Raw genomic sequence first — 21,192 nt, 5'->3', positions numbered from 1 at the left:
ATCAAGGCGTACCTAACAACAATGAAGAATCATCAGAACACATCGTCGATTTGTGTATATAGCATGTCCCTTTTGTTCTTGGCGCTACTTCTTGTGGGGTGCACAGAACAGGAATCGGGAGTCTTCCAGGGGTATGTGGAAGGCGAATATGTACACGTTTCTTCTCCTGTTGGCGGGACGTTGATGTCGTTGTCGGTCGAGAGAGGGCAGGTTGTGGCGGCTGGCAGTCCTCTGTTCACTTTGGAGCGGGAACTGGAACGTGCCGTTGTGTCCGAAGCAGAACATGGGTTGCAGCAGGCGCAGGATAATCTCGCCAATCTGGAAAAAGGGCAGCGCCCTTCCGAGATAGCATCCATACTCGCCCGGTTGCGACAGGCCACTGCTTCGTCCAATCTGGCCAAAGTGGAATTCCAGCGTCGTCAACGGCTCATTGCAGAGCAGACTATTTCCCAGGAAGAACTGGACCGGGCCGAGACTGATTACGATCAGAAACGGCAGCGGGTGAAGGAAATCCGGGCCGAGTTGGAAACGGCCAGACTGGGTGCGCGCAGTGACGAGGTTCAGGCTGCCATGGCCGCAGTTCGTCAGGCCTCAGCCAAGCTGGAGCAGGCTTTGTGGAGTTTTGACCAGAAAAAATGTTCGGCTCCAGTAGATGCCCTGGTTTTCGATACCATGTACCGCGAAGGCGAGTGGGTCTCGACCGGCAGTCCCGTAGTCTCCCTCCTGCCGCCGAGTCAGGTCGAGGTCCGGTTCTATGTCCCACAGACGAAAGTCGCCCGCATTCGTCAGGGGCAAAAGGCGGAAGTATTTTTCGACGGCATAGATCGTCCGGTGGAAATCACGGTCTCTTATGTCTCGCCCGAGGCAGAGTATACACCGCCGGTTATCTACTCAAGCGAGAGCAGGGCCAAGCTGGTGTTCATGGTCAAGGGACGTCCATCTCTGGAGCAGGCCCGACTTCTGCATCCGGGACAGCCGGTGGATGTCTCCATTCCTGAACTCTCAGACCAAGAGTGAGTTGCCCAGTGACTGAAGATACCATCATCGACGTTCAGGGACTCACTAAAGTTTTTGGCAAGAAGACAGTGGTGAACGGCTTGGACATGCGTATCCGTCGCGGTGAAATCTTTGGTTTTCTTGGGCCGAATGGGTCAGGGAAAACCACTTCCATTCGCATGTTGTGCGGCTTGCTCAAACCGGACGGCGGCTCTGGTACGTGTCTGGGATATGATGTGGTCAAGGAGTCGGCCCTCATCAAACCGCATGTGGGGTACATGACCCAGAAATTCAGCCTGTATGAAGATCTCACTGTCAGGGAAAACATCGAGTTCACTGCCCGTGTTTTCGGATTGAAGGATGCCTCGAAAAAAGTCGATGAATGTATTGAGCGCATGGGCCTTGGGCCGTTTGCAAAGCAACTGGCCGGAAGCCTTTCGGGTGGTTGGAAACAGCGCTTGTCGCTGGGAGTCAGCACGTTGCACTCCCCGCGATTGCTGTTGCTCGATGAGCCCACGGCCGGTGTGGACCCGGGAGCACGGCGCGATTTTTGGGACCAGGTGCATCTGTTGGCATCGCAAGGGGTGACGGCGCTCATCAGCACGCATTACATGGACGAAGCCGAACGGTGTCACCGGCTCGCCTACATTGCCTATGGTAAATTGCTGGCTTCGGGGACGGCTGATGCCATGATCAGGGATTCGGCTTTGGCTACCTGGAAAGTCTCGCCTGGCGGCGGTTCCGAAGGACTGCACGCATTGTCCGAAGAGATGAAGCCCCTTGCCGGTGTGGATCAGGTGGTCGCCTTCGGCAACACCCTTCATGTGAGCGGGCGGGACCATGAGGCACTTGAGCGGAGCATTGGTCCGTACCGGGATACGTATGACTGGCGGCAGATAGATACCTCTCTCGAAGAAGTGTTCATCGATCTCATGCAGCAAAGCCGGGGAGCGCTCAAATGAAACTGTTTTCTTTCCGGCGATTCAGCGCAATGGTCAGCAAGGAATTCGTACAGATGCGGCGGGATCGCCTTACCTTTGCCATGATGATAGGTATTCCGCTGATTCAGTTGATACTTTTTGGATACGCTATCAACTCTGACCCCAGAAATCTTCCCACGGCCGTTCTTTCCGGCGACAATTCCCCGTATTCCCGATCCATCACCGCAGCGATGCAGGCCAGTACATTTTTTTCGATCACCCACCATGTGGAAAGCCGGAGCGAGGCCAAGCGGCTGTTGCGGGAAGGAGAGGTCCAGTTTGTTGTCACGTTCCCGGAGCAGTTCGGGCGATCTCTCTTACGCGGAGACAGACCGGTACTGTTGTTGGAGGCAGATGCCACCGATCCCATGGCAACGGGAAATGCCGCCGGTTCATTTCCGGAGATTGTCCGACGCGCCCTGGTCCGTGAACTGGATGGCCCCTATGCCAATCTCAATACAGCAGGCATGCCGGTGGATATCCGTATTCACAACGACTACAACCCTGAAGCCGAAACACAGTATAATATTGTACCGGGACTCATGGGTGTCATCCTGACCATGACGCTGGTCATGATAACCTCCCTTGCCATTACTCGTGAGTCGGAACGCGGGACAATGGAGCACCTTCTTTCTACACCGGTTCGTCCCCTTGAGGTCATGCTGGGAAAAATCGTTCCATATATTCTGGTAGGATATATTCAGATAGCCCTCATCGTGGGCGCTGCATGGTTCCTGTTCGGGGTACCCATGCACGGCAGTGTCCTGTTGGTTTTTGCCCTTTCTCTCGTTTTTATCGCGGCCAATCTGTCGGTTGGTGTCACGGTTTCCACCATAGTCAGGAATCAGTTGCAGGCCGTGCAGATGTCCATGTTCTTCTTCCTTCCATCGCTGTTGCTGTCCGGCTTCATGTTTCCCTTCAGAGGTATGCCCGAGTGGGCGCAAACACTGGGGTCTGTCCTGCCGCTGACACACTATCTCCGACTTATCAGGGGGATTCTACTGAAGGGGAACGGCATTGCAGAGTCCCTTCATCATGTATGGCCTATAGCCGTGTTCTGGCTGCTTATCGTGTTGGTGGGATTGAAGCGATACCGGCGGACTCTTGATTAATTCGGGATAGAATCGCAGTCTGACGCGTTAATGTTGGATTGTTCATCATTTCTGCTGATGAAATGTGATTGGAGGAGGCGGGGCGAGGCGAGTGATACTAGTCGGTATCGGGGTGAATCGAATGGAAGGCCGCAAACTCATTGGCGACCATATTGCCACAATCAGAGCAGTAGCAGTAATGGTCTACCGAAAGGGCGCAATCGCACTGCGGGCACAGAAGGGCAGTACACCCCTGACAGGTTACCCCTTTGAGCAATAGGTTTTCACCGCATTTTTGGCAGATGAATGGTGATTCTCCCGAGTCCATCGAGCTTTCCTTGTTTCTCTTTGGAAATATTAGTGCATTATGCATCCTTAAAATAGCTGTTTCTAGCAGGTGTGTGAAATGGTGAACCTTTGCACGTGGTTTCACACCGGCTACAAACTATAGCCAGTATGCATACTTTTACACCTATTGTCGAATGACAATTTGTTTATCGGTTTCACTTTCTTTTCAGAAACCAAGAAATCACACTGAGTGTGGACGGAAATGACATGCAGATTGTCACTGATGATTGGAAATGGGTTATTATCTTGGCGATAATCTAGATATAAAGGTATGGATGGTTTAATGAATATATAATTGAATTTAGCTCCCTGCTCTGTATGGATGTACGAATATTCAGTTTGTTGAGGTGTTTAGATAGAGGTGGATATTCATGAAGGGTGATCTCATTCTGGGTTCAATCCGAAAGAAGTTGGTATATCTTGTTTTGCTGGCCACGTTGCCTGTTTTTCTCGTGCTCCTTTTCAATGAGTTCGAGAAGCGGCGCTCTGAGGTTGCGGCTGCCCAGAATAATGCATCAATTTTCCTTCGTGGTTTCAGTGAGGTGCAACAGCGAATTACTGAATCGACTCGAACATTGCTGCGAACGGTTTCTCAGCTTCCGGAAGTGAAATCCGGAAATCCGGAAGTGGTCCAGCAGGTACTGGCCACCTTGCTGAGGGCCAATCCGATGTACACCAATGTCATCATGGTCGACCTGGAGGGCAATGTCGTCGCCATGGGACGGGGGAAGGACAATGGGTTCAACTTTTCAGATCGCAAACAATTCAGAGATGCCATTGCTTTCAAGCGCTTTTCCTATGGTGAGTTTGTTGTAGGCAAACAAAGCAAAAAGTTCATTTTCCCTTTTGGTATCCCCGTTCTGGATGAAAATGGTGAGCCGGTTTCTGCCATAATCATCGGAGTTGAGCTCAACCATTACCAACGCCACTTTGACAAATCCAAATTCCCGGCGGGAACGTTTTTCGGAATGTGTGATCACAATGGCTACCGGATTTTCCGGTACCCCAATCATTCGGAACTCGAGATAGGGAAACCCATCAAGCAGGACGTCTATCAGGTGGCCAGCAATTCAGGCCAGCCCGGTATCATAGAAACAGCGACAAGCAATGGACGAGATACAATCATTGCCTATGAGCCCCTGCGTATCGATGGTGACAATGAGCCGTACATGTACATGTTCATGGGGCTTGATAAGGAAAAGGTCCTTGAGAGCGCCAATGACAACCTGTTGCAAGGTGGAATCGTCAGCTTCTTCTCTTTGTGCATTGCCCTGACGTTTGCCTGGTTGCTGGGGCGTCAGACCATTGCCTCGAAAATCGATCAGTTGACGCTGGCTGCCCAGAAGATCGGTCAAGGGGATAGGGCTGTTTCAAGCGGGCTCGACTATAACGACGGTGAATTGGGTCAACTGGCTGAGTCCTTTGATACGATGTCTGTTCTTTTGAAAAAACGAGAGGAAGACCTCAGCGAGGCAAAGGAAACAGCCGAGTCAGCCAATATTGCCAAGGATGAGTTTCTTGCCAATATCAGTCATGAGGTGCGCACGCCCCTCAATGGCGTTATGGGCATGCTACAATTGCTGGATGAAACCGACATGAACCAGGAGCAGCACGTATTTGTGGACACGGCACTGCAGTCGTCGAGAAATCTCCTACGGGTGCTGAATGACCTTTTGGACTTCATAAAAATGGGGTCGGGCAAATTGGAATTATACGAAGAGCCCTTTGAACTGGAAGAGTTGGTTGAGGAAAGCACCAGTCTCTTCAAATTACAGCTTGAGCAGAAAGGGATCGTGGTGGAATCGCATGTCGATGAGAACGCCAAAGGGTTGTTTGTCGCCGACATCGGGCGGATACGTCAGGTTGTTTTCAATCTGCTTGGCAATGCCATCAAATTCACTCATGAGGGGAAAATTTTACTTGAGGTGTTTACGTTGCCTCACCCGAAAAAGGATAAGGACCGCCTGTTCTTTTTAATTGAAGACACTGGTGTCGGGATTCCCAGCAACAAGTTGGAGTACGTGTTTGATGCCTTTACCCAGGTGGACGGTTCGCTATCGCGTGAATATCAGGGGGCTGGACTCGGGCTTCCCATCGTGAAAAAGCTGGTTCACCTGATGAATGGCAATTGCGTTATCGAGAGTGAAGTCGGAGTGGGAACCACCGTGTTGTTCTGCGTTGAAGTTTCCCGCATAGAAAAGCCCGTTGAGACCAGAGACCATGTGGAGAGTACTGGCAGTATGCAGGCTCTCGATATTTTGCTGGTGGAGGATGAGCGGGTAAACAGGATCATGGCCGAACGCCTGCTCAAGAAAATGGGGCATACTGTTTACAGTGCGGTCAACGGCAGTGACTGCTTGTCAAAGCTGCGTACTGTTGATGTGGATGTGATCCTGATGGATGTTCAGATGCCTGTTCTGGATGGGCTGGCTGCTACACGAATCATCCGTACCAATTCTGACTATGCCGAATTCTCGAATATCCCCATCATTGGTCTTTCCGCCCACGCTGCAGAGCAGAGCAGGCAGGAAGCGTTATCTGCCGGGATGGATTTGTACGTAGCCAAGCCATTCACCAAAGAGGATCTGGAAAAGGCGTTCGTCGCTATTGGCGATCGTTGATTTCACCTGTTGCGATTAGAATGTGCAGGCGACATTTTGCTGGCGAGCAATGGGCAGTGTGAAGCAGAACGTGCTTCCTTCGCCAGGAGTCGATTCCACCCAGATGGACCCATCATAGTGTTCGACTATTTCGCGGCAGATGGCCAACCCCAATCCGGTCCCCTTGTCGTCCTGAGTAATGGTGTCGCCAATTCTGGTTTTATGGAATTTCTCAAAAATCGAATGCTGCTCTTCTTTTGAAATGCCGGGGCCGGTGTCGGCGACACAAATGGTCACGGTGTCCTGGGTGTGGCTTATGGATACCGAGACAGTGCCTTGACGCGTAAACTTCCAGGCGTTGTTCAGCAGGTTTGATAGTATCTGCTGCAGTTTGTCCGGATCAGCATATACCGTGGGCACTTCTTTGGGCAGATCGGCTATCAGTCTGATGCCCGGTTTGGATTCAAAAGCGCCCGACAGGGCAAAGACGGCCTGCTGCACGGTTTCGCAGGGATTGATAAACGAGTCATTCCAGGAGGCCATGCCCGACTCAATACGGTTGATGTCCAGGAAGTCGTTGATCAAGCGAGTCAGCCGTTCCCCCTCGTTCTCGATGATTCCCAGGTTTCTGAGTAAACGATCTCCCTTGGCGGTCAGGCAACTGTCGTTTGTCAACGACTTGAAGTGGCGCTGGAAGTCTTTCCCGGCCAGTTTGGCAAATCCCCTGATGGAAGTGAGCGGTGTTCGCAGTTCGTGCGAGATCGAAGAAACCAGCGCCGATTTGATTTTGTCCAGTTCCTTGAGCCGCTTGTTCGCCCTTTCGAGTTCCAGTGCTTTGGTTTCCAGTTCTGCTGTCCGGTTGCAGACTTTCACTTCCAATTGTTCGTTGAGTTGCGTGAGCTGCTCCTCGCTTTGCTTGCGTTCAATGGCAAGCGCGACCTGTTCGGATGCAGCTTCAAGCAGAGCGGCATCGGAGCGGCGGTAATGCAAGGGGTTGTGGTAATCCTGAATGGCCATCACACCGATTACTTTCCCCTTGGATTTCAGCGGAACGCCCAGCCACACTTTAGAGGAGGAGCCAATAAAGCCGATCTTTTTTTCCAGCTCTTTGAGGTGTGGATCTGCATGGGAGATGAACAGCGGTTCTCCTGTCCGCAACACGTGAATGGTCAGTCCCTTTTTCGTTGTGGTGCTTAATTCGCAGAGTTCGTAATAATCGTCTTTTTCATCGACCCAGAAGGGGAAGTGCAGGATGTCTTTCTTCTCATCAACCAGGGCTATGTAGAAATTTCGGGCTCCGATGAGGTCATCCAGAATGGCATAAATCTGTTTATACAGCTGGGGTAAATCCTTGGTGGTGCTGACTGCTTCGGATATCGCATACCGCGCAAGAGTTGTTCGTTCCTGAATCTTCCTTGCAGTCGTGTCGGTATGCGTTCCGGCAAGGCGGTAGGTTACGCCTTGCCGGTTTTTCGCACTGGCACCGCGGCCAAGAATCCATCGATACGTCCCATCCTTGTGGAGCATCCTGTATTCCACTTCAAACTGATCCACTTTGCCATTGATGCATTCCATGTTGGCAGCAATGACATAATCGAGGTCATCGGGGTGAACATGGTTTTTCCATGAATCGGCCATGTTGGGAAACTCATGATCCTCATACCCGAGGATGGCCTTGTAGCGCGGAGAAAAATAGACCTTGTCACTTTCGAGGTCCCAGTCCCATATGCCGTCATTGGCTCCACGAACAACAAGTTGATAGCGCTCTTCACTGAGCCTGAGCGCTTCTTCGGTCTGTTTGCGATCTGTGATGTCGATCAGGGAACAGACACGTTCCATGGAATCCGGCAGACACTGAAGAAAAACGTGGATTTTCCGCTTTCTCCCTTTACGATTGATAAAGGTGAATTCGTAGTCACTTGGGGCGCAGCCGCCGTCATCATTGCGAACATTGTGGTACTGGATCATGGTCGGAAGATCTTCTTCGTAAACGAAGTCTCTCCAACTCATTTTGCCGAGTATTTCTTCTTTGGGACAGGCACAAAGACGGGCGAAATGATCATTACATCGTATTATGATGCCCTGACTGTCGAACAGAACCATGGCTGTACCGGTATTGTCGAACAACGCCTTGTAATGGTTTTCGCTTTGTCTGAGAGCAAACTCAACATCACGGAAGTCGCTGATATCAATGACAGTACCACGGATGCCGATGGTTTTGCCGTTATGGCGGAGAGGTTGCGAATAAATTTTGATGGGAAACTCGACCCCATCCTTTCGAGAGGCTATGTACTCTTCACCATAGGGGCCATGTCCGCGAAGGATGTTCCTGATGTTACCGTCAACACGGGGGGCTTCTTTCTCCGGAAAGATGTCCATGGCCCAGACGCCATTGTCCAGATCTGCCTGAGTGTAGCCAAATGTCTCAAGTCCCAGTTTGTTGACGTACGTGAACTTCCCGTCCATCCCCAGTTCAAAAACGACCTGTGGCAAGTTGTCGAGAATGGTCCGGCAATCTTCAGGAATACCAGTAGATAAATCACTGGAACCCGCTTTTATGCGTTCCAATTCATCTCGCAGATCGTTCAGTTCTGCTATCAGTTCTTTTTTGGACTTGGCATCATCACTCATCATCTATATCTCCAGTTGGATTTCTATAACAACCTTTTGTAAAGGGCGCCAGTCGTATAAGCATGTATTTGCAGTGTTTATTAATTAATAATTCTAATTGTTTTACTGAGGACTCCATAGTACGCAGCAAAGTGGTGGGCTTGTTATAACAATATTTTTCCAGGAGGAGAGGGGTATGCTTAGAAAAGTAACGATCAGTATAAGAATGATCGCCCTGATTGTTCTTTTTTTTCTATTCACATTAGGTATAACCATTGCTTTTTTCAATGGTATTACCCGAATCAAGGATGTAGGTGTTGAACGCTCTGCCAGTGCCATGCTCGAGGGTGAAAGACGGAAAATTGCCGTTGCAACACACTCCATGGCAGTCAGCATCAGTGAAGCCATCAAGGACATTGACGATCCTGACCAAAAAATCGAAATGATTCGCAAACTCGTGCAGGAGATTCGTTTTGAGGATGATAAGTCAGGGTATTTCTTCGTCTATAACAAGACCGTCAACGTCGCCTTGCCGCCTAGTCCTGCAACCCAAGGCAAGGACCTCAAGGATACCAAGGACAAGAATGGTATCTATCTCGTCCGTGAGTTGTATAAGTTGTCACAGAACGGTGGTGGATTCCTGACGTACGTCTGGCCCAAACCGGGCAAAGGAGATCAGGACAAACTCTCCTATGCGATGATGATTCCCGGCACCGACATGTGGATCGGTACTGGGGTTTATCTCGATAATATTCAGGAACAGGAAGCGGCGATAACCGAGGAAATCGAAAGTATTGAAGACAACTATCTTTGGTGGATCGGCGGTGTCATCTTCTGTTCATTCATGTTCCTCGTCCTGCCTCTATGTCTGCTCATCGTTCGTTCGATCGCCGGGCCGATTCGGGAGGCTGTCGAGTTTGCCGAAGTCGTTGCTGGCGGCGACCTGACCAGAAACCTTACCTCCGAATATAACGATGAACCGGGCCGCTTGATTGCAACACTGGGCAACATGATTGTGCGTTTGCGCAAGATTGTCGGCGAAGCCAAGCTCGGTGCCAATGAAGTTGCCTCCGGTAGTGTTGAGGTAACCAATTCTGCGCAGACTCTTGCGGACGGCGCCAACAGGCAGGCCGCATCCGTTGAAGAGGTTTCCTCTTCCATGGAAGAGATGATTTCGCAGATCAGTCGCAATACCGATAATGCGCAGCAAACCGAAAAGATGGCCATCCAAACCGCTGAAGACGCCCAAAAGGGTGGCGACACCGTGCTGGAAGCCGTTGATTCCATCAAGAACATCGCTGAAAAGATTTCCATTATTGAGGAAATTGCCCGTCAGACCAACCTGCTCGCTTTGAATGCGGCCATCGAAGCAGCCCGGGCCGGTGAGGCTGGCAAGGGTTTTGCCGTTGTTGCCAGTGAAGTTCGCAAGCTTGCGGAACGAAGCGGTAGCGCTGCAGCAGAGATCGGTGATTTGTCATCGTCCACTCTGGCCAAGGCCGACCTAGCCGGTAGCATGCTGACGAAGATGGTTCCGAATATTCGGGAAACGGCTGAACTGGTTAAGGAGATTACTTCGGCAAGCATGGAGCAGAACTCCGGTGCTCAGGAAATCAACAAGGCGATTCAGGAACTGGATTCGGTCATTCAGCAGAATGCCGCCTCCTCTGAAGAGCTTGCGTCCACTGCGGAAGAATTCACCAGCCATGCAACCTCGCTCCAGCACTCCATGGAGTTCTTTGATACTGGCAGCGAAGGCCGGAGCCAGGCCAAGACGGTTCGAACTCAGGTAGTGAAGTCACCGCCCAAGAAGGTCACTCATTCTGCCAAGCCCCAGCCTATTACCGCGGCTTCTTCCAGCGGCAGCGGTGTGGATCTGGATATGGATGATGATGAGTTTGAAAAGTTCTAACCGGCTCTTCATAAGTTAATAGAAAGCCCCGCAGATGCGGGGCTTTTTTTATGGCCTGTCCCTTGGTTTTTTGCCTCAGGTCAAGGACAGGTATAAGGCTGTGGGGTAAGTGGTGTCCATTGGTGTTGCAATCCAAAGCGATATCCGTATTCTTTCACCTCACGACAAACAAGGAGCTTCGGAAGATGAGCAAGGATATATTGTTTTTGTTGCAGGGTGATTTCATGCGTGGACTGGAAGGTCCATTCTATTGTCCCGACTGTATCGCGCTGGAAGGGCTGCTGTCCTATTTCCCCCGTTTGCGGGAGGAGTTGGATGTTGTGCACATGGATTTTGAGCGGCCGCGAAAACCCATCGTCGATGTCCTGGGCGAAGACCATCAGGAAAGTCCGGCCATTGTGTTGGCTGATCCGGATAAGGCCCGGTCCTACGATTTGCCGGTCAAAGAAGCGAACGGCAGGGCGTTTCTGGATGATGAGCAATCAATTCTTTTATATTTGAGCTATGCGTATGGGGTCAGTCGTTCCCCGCGTTAGCAGTATGAGGTCATGACGCACTATCCTTCCAAATTGTACGTGGAGACAACCACTCGTTGCAATCTCCGCTGTTCCATGTGTGTGAAATACGCCGAGGGCGCCTGTATTCCGGAAAAGGATATGTCGCTAGACGTTTTCAAACAATTGGAGCCGGCGTTTCCTACTTTGGATACCTTGCTTCTCAACGGTATTGGTGAACCTTTGATGACGCCGAGGTTCCCGGAGATGATTCGTTTTGCTCGGGAGCACATGCGCCCCGAGGCTTCCATCCGTTTTCAGACCAATGGGATGCTGATCACCGAGTCGCGAGCCGTGGAACTGGTAGAAAGCGGCGTGGATACCGTGTGCCTGTCTGTGGACATGGTAAGCGAGGACGGGATTTTTCACGGTGGCGAATCCGTTGACCGGATATCCCACGTCTTTGAGTATTTTCAGCGTGCTGCGAAGTCTGCAGGTCGTTCTGTGACCATTGGAGTCGAGTTCGTTCTCATGCGGGAGAATGCGCAGTCCCTTCCGCGTTCCATTGCGTGGGCTGCCGAGCATGGAGCGCAATTTGTTTTGGTCACGCATATGCTCCCTTACACGGAAACGACCGTGGATCAGGAGTTGTTCAATTCCAATACCGAGATCTCCATGGCCGAGTTCATGCGTTGGCAGGCCGAGGCTGATGCTGCGGGATTCGATCTGTCCGAATTCTTCGGGCTGGGTTGGAAATTTCATAAGACACCCGAGCAGCGGGAGCTGGTTCGGTTTGTCACTTCACGGCAGCAGGCCGCACTTGCCAAGAATATTCCCATCAATCTGAAGAGCCTGCTGTTGTGGGCATCCCCTGAGAAGCAGGCCGAACAGCAGTGGCTTGCAAGCATTCTCGCAAAGGCACAGCAGATTGCAAAGGATATGGGTGTCGATATCACACTGCCTCCTGTTGCGGCCACCTATGACCGCACCTGTGATTTTGTGGAACAGGGAGTGGCCCACATCACCCCCGACGGTGATGTGCGCCCATGCTATTTTCTGTGGCATGAATATTCCTGCTATATGGATGGTGGGGAAAAGCGCATAACGCCCAAAACGTTCGGCAATATTATGGAATCGTCTATCGTTGATATATGGAACAGTGCGGCGTACCGAACATTTCGTCAGGAAGTGCTTGAGTATGACTATCCATATTGCTCCAATTGTTCCGTGGTTCCCTGTTCGGACGTAACCGGCTCCGGCAATCCTTTCCAGCAGGATTGTTATGGATTGACAATACCTTGTGGGCATTGCCTTTGGTGCATGGGGGGTGTCCGGTGTCTGCTTTGATATGGTTCTGACCGAGATTGGCTTCCCTTTCTTTACTGCATCTCCTTCATGCCGAAAAAACGGCAAAAATTGTCTAGTGACATAAAAAAACACGTTCGCATTGCTACAAACACTGATTTTCGTGTATGTGCGATAGAATATGCGACGTTTTTTCGATCGTTACTATTGATGACAGCAAAGGAGAAGCCATGAAAGCCATAACCTTCATGCAATTAAAATGTGCTGAACTTGTTGAATATCTTGATAAAGCTACCGGAGTTTTGGTGGATACCCTGCCACCTGAACACTTTGAGGCTCGGCATATACCCGGAGCTGTGAACGCCTGTGTGTATGAAGTGACCTTCCTCGATTCCATGGCGGAACTGGTCAAGGACAAGGCTACCCCGATTGTGCTCTATGGGGCCGGAACAGAATCCTACGACTGTTTTTGCGCGGCTGAAAAACTCAAGCGAGCTGGATATACCGACCTCGCGGTCTTCCCGGGCGGGCTCACTGAATGGTTGGAGCACGGTCGGGCATTGGATGGAGTGGCGGCCGATTCAATGGAAGCCCCGCATCCGATGCTGCATCTTGAGAAACGTGTTTACAAGCTGCTGCGCGAGGATTCAGTTATTCGGTGGACCGGGCGTAACAATAACGGCGGACACAGAGGCACCCTTTGTTTCTCCGCAGGAGAGGTCGATGCTACTGCCGGGTTGAGTGGGGATTTCACGCTGGACATGAACTCCATCCGCAACGTGGACCTGGAAGGTGACCCGTTACATGCGGTTTTGGAAAGTCACCTCAAATCGGACGACTTTTTCTTTGTAAAGATGTTCCCGGAGGCCCGTTTCACTGCTCGTGAAATCCGGCTGACCGATGATGCTCAGGCCACCCGTCCCAATGCCATGATACAGGGGACGTTGGCCATGCGCGGAGTCCACAATGAAATAGCGTTTCCCGCTCATGTTAGAAATCTGGACGAAGAGCGCATAGTGGTGATGGGGAATCTCGATTTCGACCGGACGCAGTGGGGCATCATTTACGGCTCATCGCGTTTCTTCCAATACCTGAGCTACCATCTGGTATTTGATTTCATCTCAATCGATTTCCGGATTGTACTGAAATAGAGAGCGGTAACACTGCATGTTGAAATGAAAACCGCCCCGGCGCTGGAAAGCGCGGGGGCGGTTTTTCATTTAGTCAGACTTGGGTTTATAGCTTTTCTTTTTGAACGGGCGCTTCCCTCTGGGAGGTCCGCCTTTTTTGAAATCGCGACGGTAGGGCGGTTTCTTCTTGGGTTCACCTACTGTGACCAGCGGATTGCCCTCGCGAGAGTAAACTCGCTTGATGACCTTCTCGGCTTCAGCACCAGGGACGGTGAAGGTCGTCCGGTTGGCCTGAACCCGAACGTGCTGGATGGACCACGGCTTGAGCTGTGCGGTTTTCGCGATGAAATCCACAAAGGCCTTGGGATGCATACCCTGGGATCGTCCCAGAGCACACACCAGATCGGCGCGACCGCGAGTGGCTTGCGTAACCGTGTCGATTTCGCGGTAGCTGGACTCGATCAGTTCATCGCCGAAGGTGTGTCGCAGCAAGGCGGCGACAACATCGGTCGGGTCTTTTTCATCCACGAGGTCGCGGGCCATGGAGGTGTAGGCGTCATGCCCATCATCTTCTATAAGGGCTTCCAGGCGCGCAATCATGCGGCTCTTCTTGGAGTAGATCACATCCTGAATTCGCGGCAGTTTCTGCTTGGTGATTTCCGTACCCGTGGACTTGGTGATGTACATGAGCTTGCGGAACTCGCCGGGGGCGATCAGGGTGATGGCTATACCTTCCTTGCCAGCTCGACCGGTGCGGCCTGTACGGTGCACGAATGTCGGCGGATCCTGCGGCAGGGCGTAGTTCACGACATGGGTGAGGTCGGGAACGTCAATGCCGCGAGCGGCAACGTCGGTGGCCACAAGAATGGTTGCCCGGCGTCTGCGGAAGCGGTTCAGGATATCTTCGCGACGAGACTGCGAGAGGTCGCCGTGAATCGGCTCGGCAGGGTAGCCTCGTTCGTTCAGGCGCTCAGCCACTCTGTCTGCGTCGGCGCGTGTTCTGGTGAAGACCAGCCCGTAGAAACCGGAGTGGGCATCAATGACACGGCACAGCGCTTCAAAGCGATCCGAGTCGGCCATCTCATGAAAGATGTGACGAATAAGCGGGATGTCCTGCTTCTGGGTTTCGACCTTGATGGTTTCGTAATCGCCCATGAACTCTTTGGCGATACGCATGACCTCGCGGGGCATGGTGGCGGAAAAGAGCAGGGTGCGGCGGTCGGTGTTGGCAGAAGCCAGAATTTCGCGGACATCATCTACAAAGCCCATGTTGCACATCTCGTCTGCTTCATCGAGAACGAAGAAGTCGAGATTGTCGATGTGCAGGGTGCCGCGCTGGAGGTGGTCCATGATGCGGCCCGGAGTACCGACAACGACATCAACGCCACGGCGAAGTGCCTTGAACTGCATGTGAATGGCCTGACCACCGTAGACGGGCAGAACGCGCAGGTTTTTTTGTCCTTTGAGCGAATTGATCTCATCTGCGACCTGGATTGCCAGCTCTCTGGTGGGAGTGAGGATCAGTGCCTGTACCCGCTTTTCTTTTTCTTGGGCGCATTCGATAATAGGGAGACCGAACGCGGCGGTTTTGCCGGTTCCGGTCTGCGCTTGTCCCACGATGTCAATGTTACCCTCGATAAGTAGAGGGATGGTGCGCTCCTGAATCGGGGTTGGAGCGTTGAACCCCTTGGCTTCCAGTGCAGCAAGAGTGCGCTCGGACAGCCCAAGGTCCTTAAATGTGGTCATACGTAATCTCTTTGAAAAAACTGTTTATATGCTTTTGCCAATAGCAAAAGCATGTGTTGCCGATTTCGCCTGAAGACAAAATGCGGGGCGAGAGTTGGAAATCGGAGAAGGAAGTAGTCTGGGGGGAAAGGGAAAGAAGGGGGATCCATTAATCAGGTGTCCCTCACTCCCCTTCCCCCCAGCCGAAGGCGATAGTCTAGCGGGGACGGAAGGTGATGCGTCCGCGAGTGAGGTCGTACGGAGAGAGTTCGACGGTGACAGTATCGCCGGGCATGACACGGATGCGGAATTTACGCATTTTGCCGGAAATATGTGCGAGGACGGTGTGTCCATTTTCGAGTTCAACGCGGAACATTGCGTTTGGCAGAGCTTCCTCAACGGTGCCCTGAACTGTAATTCCTTCTTCTTTTGCCATAAATATTATATTCCTATTTTAATGAGACATGAAAAGCCCACCCTCGCAAGGGCGGGCTTGGTTTCCCTATATAGCGGGCGGGTGGTCTACCAGCGGGGACGCTCGGGGCGCGGGCGGGCTTCGTTGACCTTGATGTTACGGCCGCCGAAGTCGGTGCCGTCCAGGTTCTCAATGGCTTCGAGAGCGCCCTGGTCTTCCATTTCCACAAAGCCGAAGCCGCGGGGGCGTCCGGTTTCACGATCGTTGATCAGTTTGACAGAGTAGACTTCACCGTAGTTTTCGAAAGCAGTGCGGACTTCTTCTTCCGAGCAGCTCCAGGGCAGATTGCCCACATAGATGTTCTTGGCCATTCCTAAAAATCTCCAAATGATAGATGAATGATCGGCGATTAATCGCCAGGTGAAACAAAGAGGAGGAGGAAACAGACGCGAACAAGCTTCTAACCAAACTACTATTTGCCCACCAATTGTCAGCGCTCACCGGTGGTTAACCGGCTTGGTCCCCGTGGACTTCGCCGACTACTGTATTAGACGCCTTACCTGTGCCGCGTAAATGCGTCAAGAGAAAAGTGGGGTTGATACAGGATTTTTATTCAAGGACAAACTCCATATCATTGAAAATCTTGTCTGGATCATACAGTCCGGGGTGAGTATTCTCCAGTTGTTCCATAGTCTTGAAGTACTCATCCCATCCTTTGGCTTCGGCTACTTTTTTTTTGTCCACGAAAATCTTGAATGTCGTGCCTTTAGGGCATTTCGTCATGTTCAGTTCCAGTACGCCTTCAGATGTCATTTCAGTCCAGAAGGCCGACCATGATGATCGATCGCCCTCTGTCTTTTTGTACTTTTCAAAATAGGCCTCGAAAATGCGTTCAATATCAGTTCGTTCCATACTACCTCCTTTCTTCAAGTATGCAGTAAAATATTGATAAGGCCAAGGGGGTGTCTTGAAAATGTCACTTCGAACGTTTACGCTGCTTTGGCGCAATCAACAACGGAGGCAGGCGTGAACGATTCAGACAAAGTGCTTGGTGTGTATTCCCATAGCACCAAGTATGAGTACAGAACCGGTGAAAATGAGTCACAGTACCGTAATGGTACGTTCTGGTTCGTGTGCGAGCAGGATGATGACACGTTCGAGGTTCGGCCTCTGGATGGTCGGCATATTCCGGGTCGGGTGCGTAAAACCATCTCCAGGGCTGAGTTCCTCAAGGATTATACGCCGGAACTTCAGTACTATCAGGACAAGCAGTTGCCGTTTCTGGAGTCGTTGCAGGAAAAAGTCCGCATGGGACGGCGTTTTTTCAGTTTCGAGCATCTCGATAGCCAGGAGCAGGCTTTTTGTGAAGCGGTTCTTGAATCCCCCGAGAAGGTTGATGAAGATGGCGGGTTGAAGCAGGTTTATGCCGACCAGCAACGGTACACCCAGCTACGAATGATTCTGGATAAACTGTTGAACGTTGATGCGGACTTTAGGGAAGAGCAGCGGCACAAGTTCAACGAGTTCGGAATCAATTTGCGCAAGGGAGAGCAGTTTAATGACGCCATTCGTTATTATTCGAAGGCGCTGGAAGTGAACGAGGACGATGAGAATCTTCACTTCAACATTGCTCGCGCCTATTACGGTGTTGGAAAAAACGAGCAGTGCCGTAAGCATCTGAATCGGGCTTTGCAACTGCACCCGGAAATGCGTGAGGCCAAGGGCTTTCTCAGGGCTCTGGATCGTGAGGAGTCAGGAGACTCGCGTCCTCACAACAGACGTAGAAGCTCGCTCGATTCAAAACCGATCAAACTCGATGTTTGATACGCCCAGCCTTTAGCCGAAATCCTTCCGATAAAACCGGGTTCCCATCACATGGGAAGAGAAGAGGGGTGAATAGCCTTCTTCCGTCCCTCCACCATGGTGGTAGGCGCAGAAAAACGACCCGTCTTTCAGTTCAGTCCAGCCCGAGTAGCCGAAATCCGGGGCTGCGGCATGCCGATCATTCTGCAATTCCAGTATATTGTCCTGCATCCACTGGTCGGGGTATCCGTCCTTGTGGTCCCAGTTCCAGCTATACGAGCGGTCAAGACGCGGCTCTTCTATTTGGAGTGAAACACGTTTCCATATGCAGCGAACCCTGTTGTTCTCAAAGGGGTAGGGTGCGCCAAACAGTATGGGGCGGGTGTTGGCATGGTCCGCGTCAACGGTCACGCTGCCGTGCTTCTCTTCATTAATAAAGAGAGTCACCACGCCGCGCTGGTACTCAAGACGAATGGTGTTGAAATCGTCTTTGGGCAGCGGGTATGTGGTGTCCCCATCTTCTGGAGTGACTCCTTCGGGAGTGATTCGCCACCAGCAGCCAAGACGCAAGGCGCAGCCGTTTTCATCTGCTGCGTCCACACGGATTTCCGCTTCCAGCGTGGCCGTGGCCGAGCGCGGATCGGTCATGGGGCGGAGCGCGTAGCGGACAACGTTGTCCTCCCCGGCTTCATTCTCCACAAGAAGCCCTTTATCCGTGAGTGTCGGGTTGTTTGCTTCGGCATGGCGTCCGTGGGGTTGAAAGCCCTGTAGCAGTTCTTCCAACGATCCGAGCCATGCGCAGGTTCCCATGTCCGGGGCGACATTTCGATATGTCACAAGCAAATCATCACCGGTGAAACCAATGGTGGGTCGATGGCCAATCAAGGGTGTGGGGATGGGGTCGGACCACGTGCCGCCATCATCTTCACTCAGGCAGGCGTACATGGGTTCGTAGACAAAGCTGTTTTCCCGCATCAGCGCAAGCAGACTGCCGTCAGGCAATTGGACAACGGACGCTTCACACAACACAAGGTTTCGCTCGCGTGCGATCACCGACAACGGTTGCCAGGTTATGCCCCGATCCTCGGAGCGGTACATCATCTGCTCTGCCGGTGCCTGTCTGATGGCGGGATGCGGATACGTGCCTCGGTGCCCATGGCCGGTGCAGAGCCAGCCTCCTTCCCCAAGGTCGATGATCCGGTCCAGCATGTCGTGGGCAATACCCCTGGTCTTATGTGTGTCCCAGGTTTTTCCGTTGTCCTGACTGAAATGACAATAGGCGGTACAGGAAGTCATGAAGAGTTCGCCGCCCTGCAGCAGGTTCAGGCGCGGGCAATGACTGGAGATACCAATACGGTTTATTTCACCCCATGTTTGTCCATTGTCTGAACTTCGACGCACCAACAATACACGTCTGGACGGTGTCACGTGCTGGTCAGCTTCGTTGTAGGCGACCACAAGCGCACCATCCGCAGCGCGAATGACATCCGGGAAACAGATGTATTCATTGTCACGACGATCAATGATCGTGTGCCTGTCCGCAAGGTGCGTCAGGGTGGGCATGGTTACTCTTCGCCTCGTTCGTCCTGAACGCGCTTTGTCTTGGCAAAGCTGCGCGGCAGTTCGCCGGGGCCGAGTATGCGTACATCGCTCCGAACAAGGATATGTTTGCGGATTTCGTTGGCCACCGCATTGGCCAGATTGCCGCAGGTGTCTTCATCAGCACCGTGTGCGTGCTCCACACGAACAGCCATGTGATCCAGACCGTCGCGGCGGGTAAGGGAAATCTGGTACTCTGCCGACAGCTCGGGGAATCCTTCGAGTACGGTACCGATCTGGCCGGGGTAGATATTAACGCCGCGGAAAATGAACATGTCATCACTGCGCCCGAGAATCTTGTCGATACGGGGCATGGTGACACCGCATGAACAGGTGCCGGGCAGGATGCGTGTCAGGTCTCGCGTGCGGTAGCGGATGAGCGGGGAGCCTTCCTTTTGCAGGGATGTCACCACCATCTCGCCGACTTCGCCCGGAGCAACCGGTTCCAGCGTTTCGGGATCGAGAATTTCCATGATGTAGAGATCGGACCAGTAGTGGATGCCCTCGTGGGCCATGCATTCCAGGCCAGTACCGGGACCGTACAACTCGGTCATGCCGATGATGTCGAAGGAGTGCTCCAGACCGAGGGCTTCCTCGAACTGTTTGCGCATCTTGGGCGTATGTGTCTCGGCGCCGAAAATGGCTTTCTTGAGCGCGATTTTGTCGGCCAGTCCCTGTTTCTGCACTTCTTCACCCATGAGGAGCGCCATGGAAGCCGTGGAGCAGAGACAGGTGGACTTGAGATCGGTGAGCATCTGGAGCTGAATCTCCAGCAGGCCCGGGCCGACAGGCAGTGCCATGGCGCCGAACCGCTCGCAGCCGAGCTGGAAACCGGCACCGGCAGTCCATAAGCCGTATCCCACACAAATCTGGACCCTGTCCTCGACAGTCAGTCCGGCCAGCTCGTAACAGCGGGCGAACATGTCCTTCCAAAGGTCGATGTCGTTTTGCGTGTAGGCAAGAATTTTTCGTTTACCCGTGGTGCCGCTGGAGCCGTGGATGCGCACGACATCGGCTTCGGGTACGGAGAGCAGGGGCATGGGATACCCCTCCTTGAGATGGTCCGCCGTGGTGAACGGGAGCTTGCGGATGTCGTCCAGTGTTTTGATATCTTCCGGACGCACGCCGTGCCTGTCCATGCGTTCGCGGTAGAACGGACTGCCTTTGTATGCGTGTCCGGCAGTCCATTGAAGCCCTGCCAGTTGTTTGGCGGCGATCTGTTCTTCTGTCAGTTTGGGTATGAATCGATGGTCCATCTCTGCTCCTTTTTCGTTGGCGCGGCAGCCCCCTTGTGTCGGCACGTCAAATCCGTTAGCTCTGAAGGGGGTCGCCTACGCGGTATTCATGCAGGAAAACCGCTCAATCTTCAAGTGTGAAGGGCTTTTCATGGACGTATTCCCTTTGTGGGCTTTTTATTTTGGTGCAGCCGTGCTCGGTTTGGAACTGGGCGGACTTTCAACCATCTTCATCCAGCGCTGGATCGACGAACTTCCCATCCTCAAACCATGGCGGTCGCGCTGTCCTGCGTGCGAAACGGAATTGCGCCTGCTGGATACCATCCCGCTGCTTTCGTACCTGCTGCTCAAGGGGCGATGCAGGCACTGCGATGCACGCATCGGCGGTCAGTATATGGTGGTCGAGATTTCCTGTCTGGCGTGGGCGCTGGCTTCTGCGCACCACTTTGGCCCCACCGTGGACTGGGCCGTCTATCTCGTGCTCGGTGTCATGCTGATTACGGGCAGCTTCATCGATTTTGAGACCTTTCTGCTTCCCAACCGCATCACTCTCGGTGGGGCGGCCATTGCCTTGGTCGCCTGCTTTTTTCTTGAGGAACCGGGATGGCAGGATGGCATTCTGGGAGCCGTGGTCGGTGCCGGGCTTTTCTGGGTACTCCAGCAGGGGTATCGTCTGTGGCGCAAAAAGGAAGGGATGGGAACCGGTGACGTCAAGCTCATGCTATGCATCGGCGCCATGGTCGGCTTTTCGGGCCTGCCGTTTACCATTCTCGCCGCCTCAGCCGCATCCGTGGTGGGCATGGTCATTTTCATGATGCGTAGTGATGGAGATGGCTTGAAAACCCGGATACCCTTTGGCCCCTTTCTCAGCTTGGGCTGCATGTTGTACCTTCTCTATGGCGAACAGGCCATGCGCTGGTACATGTCCTTGTAGCTTCTATCTTATCCATGA

17 protein-coding genes are annotated in these 21,192 nt (G+C 52.6%); 10 read left to right on the top strand and 7 right to left on the bottom strand.

Annotation, left to right across the window (positions count from 1 at the left end; genetic code table 11):
* The first annotated feature begins 63 nt into the window (after positions 1-63).
* The 4 genes from DPRO_RS09120 (at position 64) to DPRO_RS09105 (ending at position 6,036) form a co-directional block, all read left to right on the top strand.
* Positions 64-1,017, top strand: a complete 954-nt coding sequence (locus DPRO_RS09120) for an HlyD family secretion protein (protein WP_232005761.1) — start codon at positions 64-66, stop codon at positions 1,015-1,017.
* A gap of 8 nt (positions 1,018-1,025) precedes the next feature.
* Positions 1,026-1,958 carry an ABC transporter ATP-binding protein gene (locus DPRO_RS09115; protein ID WP_232005760.1) on the top strand — a complete coding sequence of 311 codons (933 nt, stop codon included), beginning with the start codon at positions 1,026-1,028 and terminating at the stop codon, positions 1,956-1,958.
* The gene (locus DPRO_RS09110; RefSeq protein ID WP_097011761.1) at positions 1,955-3,088 is read left to right on the top strand and encodes an ABC transporter permease; all 1,134 of its coding nucleotides are present in this window, start codon (positions 1,955-1,957) and stop codon (positions 3,086-3,088) included. Before DPRO_RS09115 ends, DPRO_RS09110 begins: the two co-directional genes overlap by 4 nt.
* Before the next feature lie 698 nt (positions 3,089-3,786).
* On the top strand, positions 3,787-6,036 hold the full coding sequence (locus DPRO_RS09105) for a hybrid sensor histidine kinase/response regulator (protein ID WP_097011760.1): 2,250 nt from the start codon (positions 3,787-3,789) through the stop codon (positions 6,034-6,036).
* Positions 6,037-6,051: 15 nt separating this feature from the next.
* On the opposite strand, the gene DPRO_RS09100 is transcribed toward DPRO_RS09105, so the two are convergent.
* Positions 6,052-8,649, bottom strand: coding sequence for a PAS domain S-box protein (locus tag DPRO_RS09100; protein ID WP_232005759.1), 2,598 nt, complete (start codon positions 8,647-8,649; stop codon positions 6,052-6,054).
* Positions 8,650-8,821: 172 nt separating this feature from the next.
* On the opposite strand from DPRO_RS09100, the gene DPRO_RS09095 reads away from it, so the two are divergent.
* The 4 genes from DPRO_RS09095 to DPRO_RS09080 all read left to right on the top strand — a co-directional run bounded on the left by DPRO_RS09095 (position 8,822) and on the right by DPRO_RS09080 (position 13,484).
* Positions 8,822-10,534, top strand: a complete 1,713-nt coding sequence (locus DPRO_RS09095; RefSeq protein WP_097011759.1) for a methyl-accepting chemotaxis protein — start codon at positions 8,822-8,824, stop codon at positions 10,532-10,534.
* Between the two features lie 185 nt (positions 10,535-10,719).
* Positions 10,720-11,070 carry a DUF3088 family protein gene (locus DPRO_RS09090; RefSeq protein WP_157917409.1) on the top strand — a complete coding sequence of 117 codons (351 nt, stop codon included), beginning with the start codon at positions 10,720-10,722 and terminating at the stop codon, positions 11,068-11,070.
* A 12-nt stretch (positions 11,071-11,082) separates the two neighbouring features.
* Positions 11,083-12,375 carry a radical SAM/SPASM family putative metalloenzyme maturase gene (locus tag DPRO_RS09085; RefSeq protein ID WP_097011757.1) on the top strand — a complete coding sequence of 431 codons (1,293 nt, stop codon included), beginning with the start codon at positions 11,083-11,085 and terminating at the stop codon, positions 12,373-12,375.
* 188 nt (positions 12,376-12,563) lie between these two features.
* Positions 12,564-13,484: a YceI family protein gene (locus DPRO_RS09080; protein WP_097011756.1), complete on the top strand. Its 921-nt coding sequence runs from the start codon at positions 12,564-12,566 to the stop codon at positions 13,482-13,484.
* Between the two features lie 69 nt (positions 13,485-13,553).
* On the opposite strand, the gene DPRO_RS09075 is transcribed toward DPRO_RS09080, so the two are convergent.
* From DPRO_RS09075 to DPRO_RS09060, 4 genes are all read right to left on the bottom strand, one after another.
* Positions 13,554-15,209: a DEAD/DEAH box helicase gene (locus DPRO_RS09075; protein ID WP_097011755.1), complete on the bottom strand. Its 1,656-nt coding sequence runs from the start codon at positions 15,207-15,209 to the stop codon at positions 13,554-13,556.
* Positions 15,210-15,405: 196 nt separating this feature from the next.
* Positions 15,406-15,624: a translation initiation factor IF-1 gene (gene infA, locus DPRO_RS09070; protein ID WP_097011754.1), complete on the bottom strand. Its 219-nt coding sequence runs from the start codon at positions 15,622-15,624 to the stop codon at positions 15,406-15,408.
* An 86-nt stretch (positions 15,625-15,710) separates the two neighbouring features.
* Positions 15,711-15,974 (bottom strand): RNA recognition motif domain-containing protein, encoded by a 264-nt coding sequence (locus tag DPRO_RS09065; RefSeq protein WP_097011753.1) that lies wholly within the window; start codon positions 15,972-15,974, stop codon positions 15,711-15,713.
* Positions 15,975-16,212: 238 nt separating this feature from the next.
* Positions 16,213-16,515 (bottom strand): hypothetical protein, encoded by a 303-nt coding sequence (locus DPRO_RS09060; protein WP_097011752.1) that lies wholly within the window; start codon positions 16,513-16,515, stop codon positions 16,213-16,215.
* A 114-nt stretch (positions 16,516-16,629) separates the two neighbouring features.
* Between DPRO_RS09060 and DPRO_RS09055 the strand changes: the two genes are divergently transcribed.
* Positions 16,630-17,427: a tetratricopeptide repeat protein gene (locus DPRO_RS09055; protein ID WP_157917408.1), complete on the top strand. Its 798-nt coding sequence runs from the start codon at positions 16,630-16,632 to the stop codon at positions 17,425-17,427.
* Between the two features lie 12 nt (positions 17,428-17,439).
* On the opposite strand, the gene DPRO_RS09050 is transcribed toward DPRO_RS09055, so the two are convergent.
* Both DPRO_RS09050 and DPRO_RS09045 read right to left on the bottom strand, forming a co-directional pair.
* Positions 17,440-18,969, bottom strand: coding sequence for a sialidase family protein (locus DPRO_RS09050; RefSeq protein ID WP_097011751.1), 1,530 nt, complete (start codon positions 18,967-18,969; stop codon positions 17,440-17,442).
* A 2-nt stretch (positions 18,970-18,971) separates the two neighbouring features.
* Positions 18,972-20,261, bottom strand: coding sequence for a phenylacetate--CoA ligase family protein (locus DPRO_RS09045; RefSeq protein ID WP_097011750.1), 1,290 nt, complete (start codon positions 20,259-20,261; stop codon positions 18,972-18,974).
* Between DPRO_RS09045 and DPRO_RS09040 the strand changes: the two genes are divergently transcribed.
* Complete coding sequence (locus tag DPRO_RS09040) at positions 20,245-21,174, top strand: prepilin peptidase (protein ID WP_232005758.1); 930 nt, start codon at positions 20,245-20,247, stop codon at positions 21,172-21,174. The two genes, DPRO_RS09045 and DPRO_RS09040, sit on opposite strands and share 17 nt — an antisense overlap.
* The last annotated feature ends 18 nt before the right edge of the window (positions 21,175-21,192 follow it).

Source organism: Pseudodesulfovibrio profundus (assembly GCF_900217235.1).
Taxonomy (GTDB): Bacteria; Desulfobacterota; Desulfovibrionia; order Desulfovibrionales; family Desulfovibrionaceae; genus Pseudodesulfovibrio; species Pseudodesulfovibrio profundus.
This window is presented reverse-complemented; position numbering and strand designations above follow the sequence as displayed.

Coding starts and splice junctions, on each gene's coding strand:
- DPRO_RS09120 (WP_232005761.1), top strand. CDS start 64: ATGTCCCTTTTGTTCTTGGCGCTACTTCTTGTGGGGTGCACAGAACAG.
- DPRO_RS09110 (WP_097011761.1), top strand. CDS start 1,955: ATGAAACTGTTTTCTTTCCGGCGATTCAGCGCAATGGTCAGCAAGGAA.
- DPRO_RS09105 (WP_097011760.1), top strand. CDS start 3,787: ATGAAGGGTGATCTCATTCTGGGTTCAATCCGAAAGAAGTTGGTATAT.
- DPRO_RS09100 (WP_232005759.1), bottom strand. CDS start 8,649: ATGATGAGTGATGATGCCAAGTCCAAAAAAGAACTGATAGCAGAACTG.
- DPRO_RS09095 (WP_097011759.1), top strand. CDS start 8,822: ATGCTTAGAAAAGTAACGATCAGTATAAGAATGATCGCCCTGATTGTT.
- DPRO_RS09090 (WP_157917409.1), top strand. CDS start 10,720: ATGAGCAAGGATATATTGTTTTTGTTGCAGGGTGATTTCATGCGTGGA.
- DPRO_RS09085 (WP_097011757.1), top strand. CDS start 11,083: ATGACGCACTATCCTTCCAAATTGTACGTGGAGACAACCACTCGTTGC.
- DPRO_RS09080 (WP_097011756.1), top strand. CDS start 12,564: ATGAAAGCCATAACCTTCATGCAATTAAAATGTGCTGAACTTGTTGAA.
- DPRO_RS09075 (WP_097011755.1), bottom strand. CDS start 15,209: ATGACCACATTTAAGGACCTTGGGCTGTCCGAGCGCACTCTTGCTGCA.
- infA (WP_097011754.1), bottom strand. CDS start 15,624: ATGGCAAAAGAAGAAGGAATTACAGTTCAGGGCACCGTTGAGGAAGCT.
- DPRO_RS09065 (WP_097011753.1), bottom strand. CDS start 15,974: ATGGCCAAGAACATCTATGTGGGCAATCTGCCCTGGAGCTGCTCGGAA.
- DPRO_RS09060 (WP_097011752.1), bottom strand. CDS start 16,515: ATGGAACGAACTGATATTGAACGCATTTTCGAGGCCTATTTTGAAAAG.
- DPRO_RS09050 (WP_097011751.1), bottom strand. CDS start 18,969: ATGCCCACCCTGACGCACCTTGCGGACAGGCACACGATCATTGATCGT.
- DPRO_RS09040 (WP_232005758.1), top strand. CDS start 20,245: ATGAATCGATGGTCCATCTCTGCTCCTTTTTCGTTGGCGCGGCAGCCC.
- DPRO_RS09045 (WP_097011750.1), bottom strand. CDS start 20,261: ATGGACCATCGATTCATACCCAAACTGACAGAAGAACAGATCGCCGCC.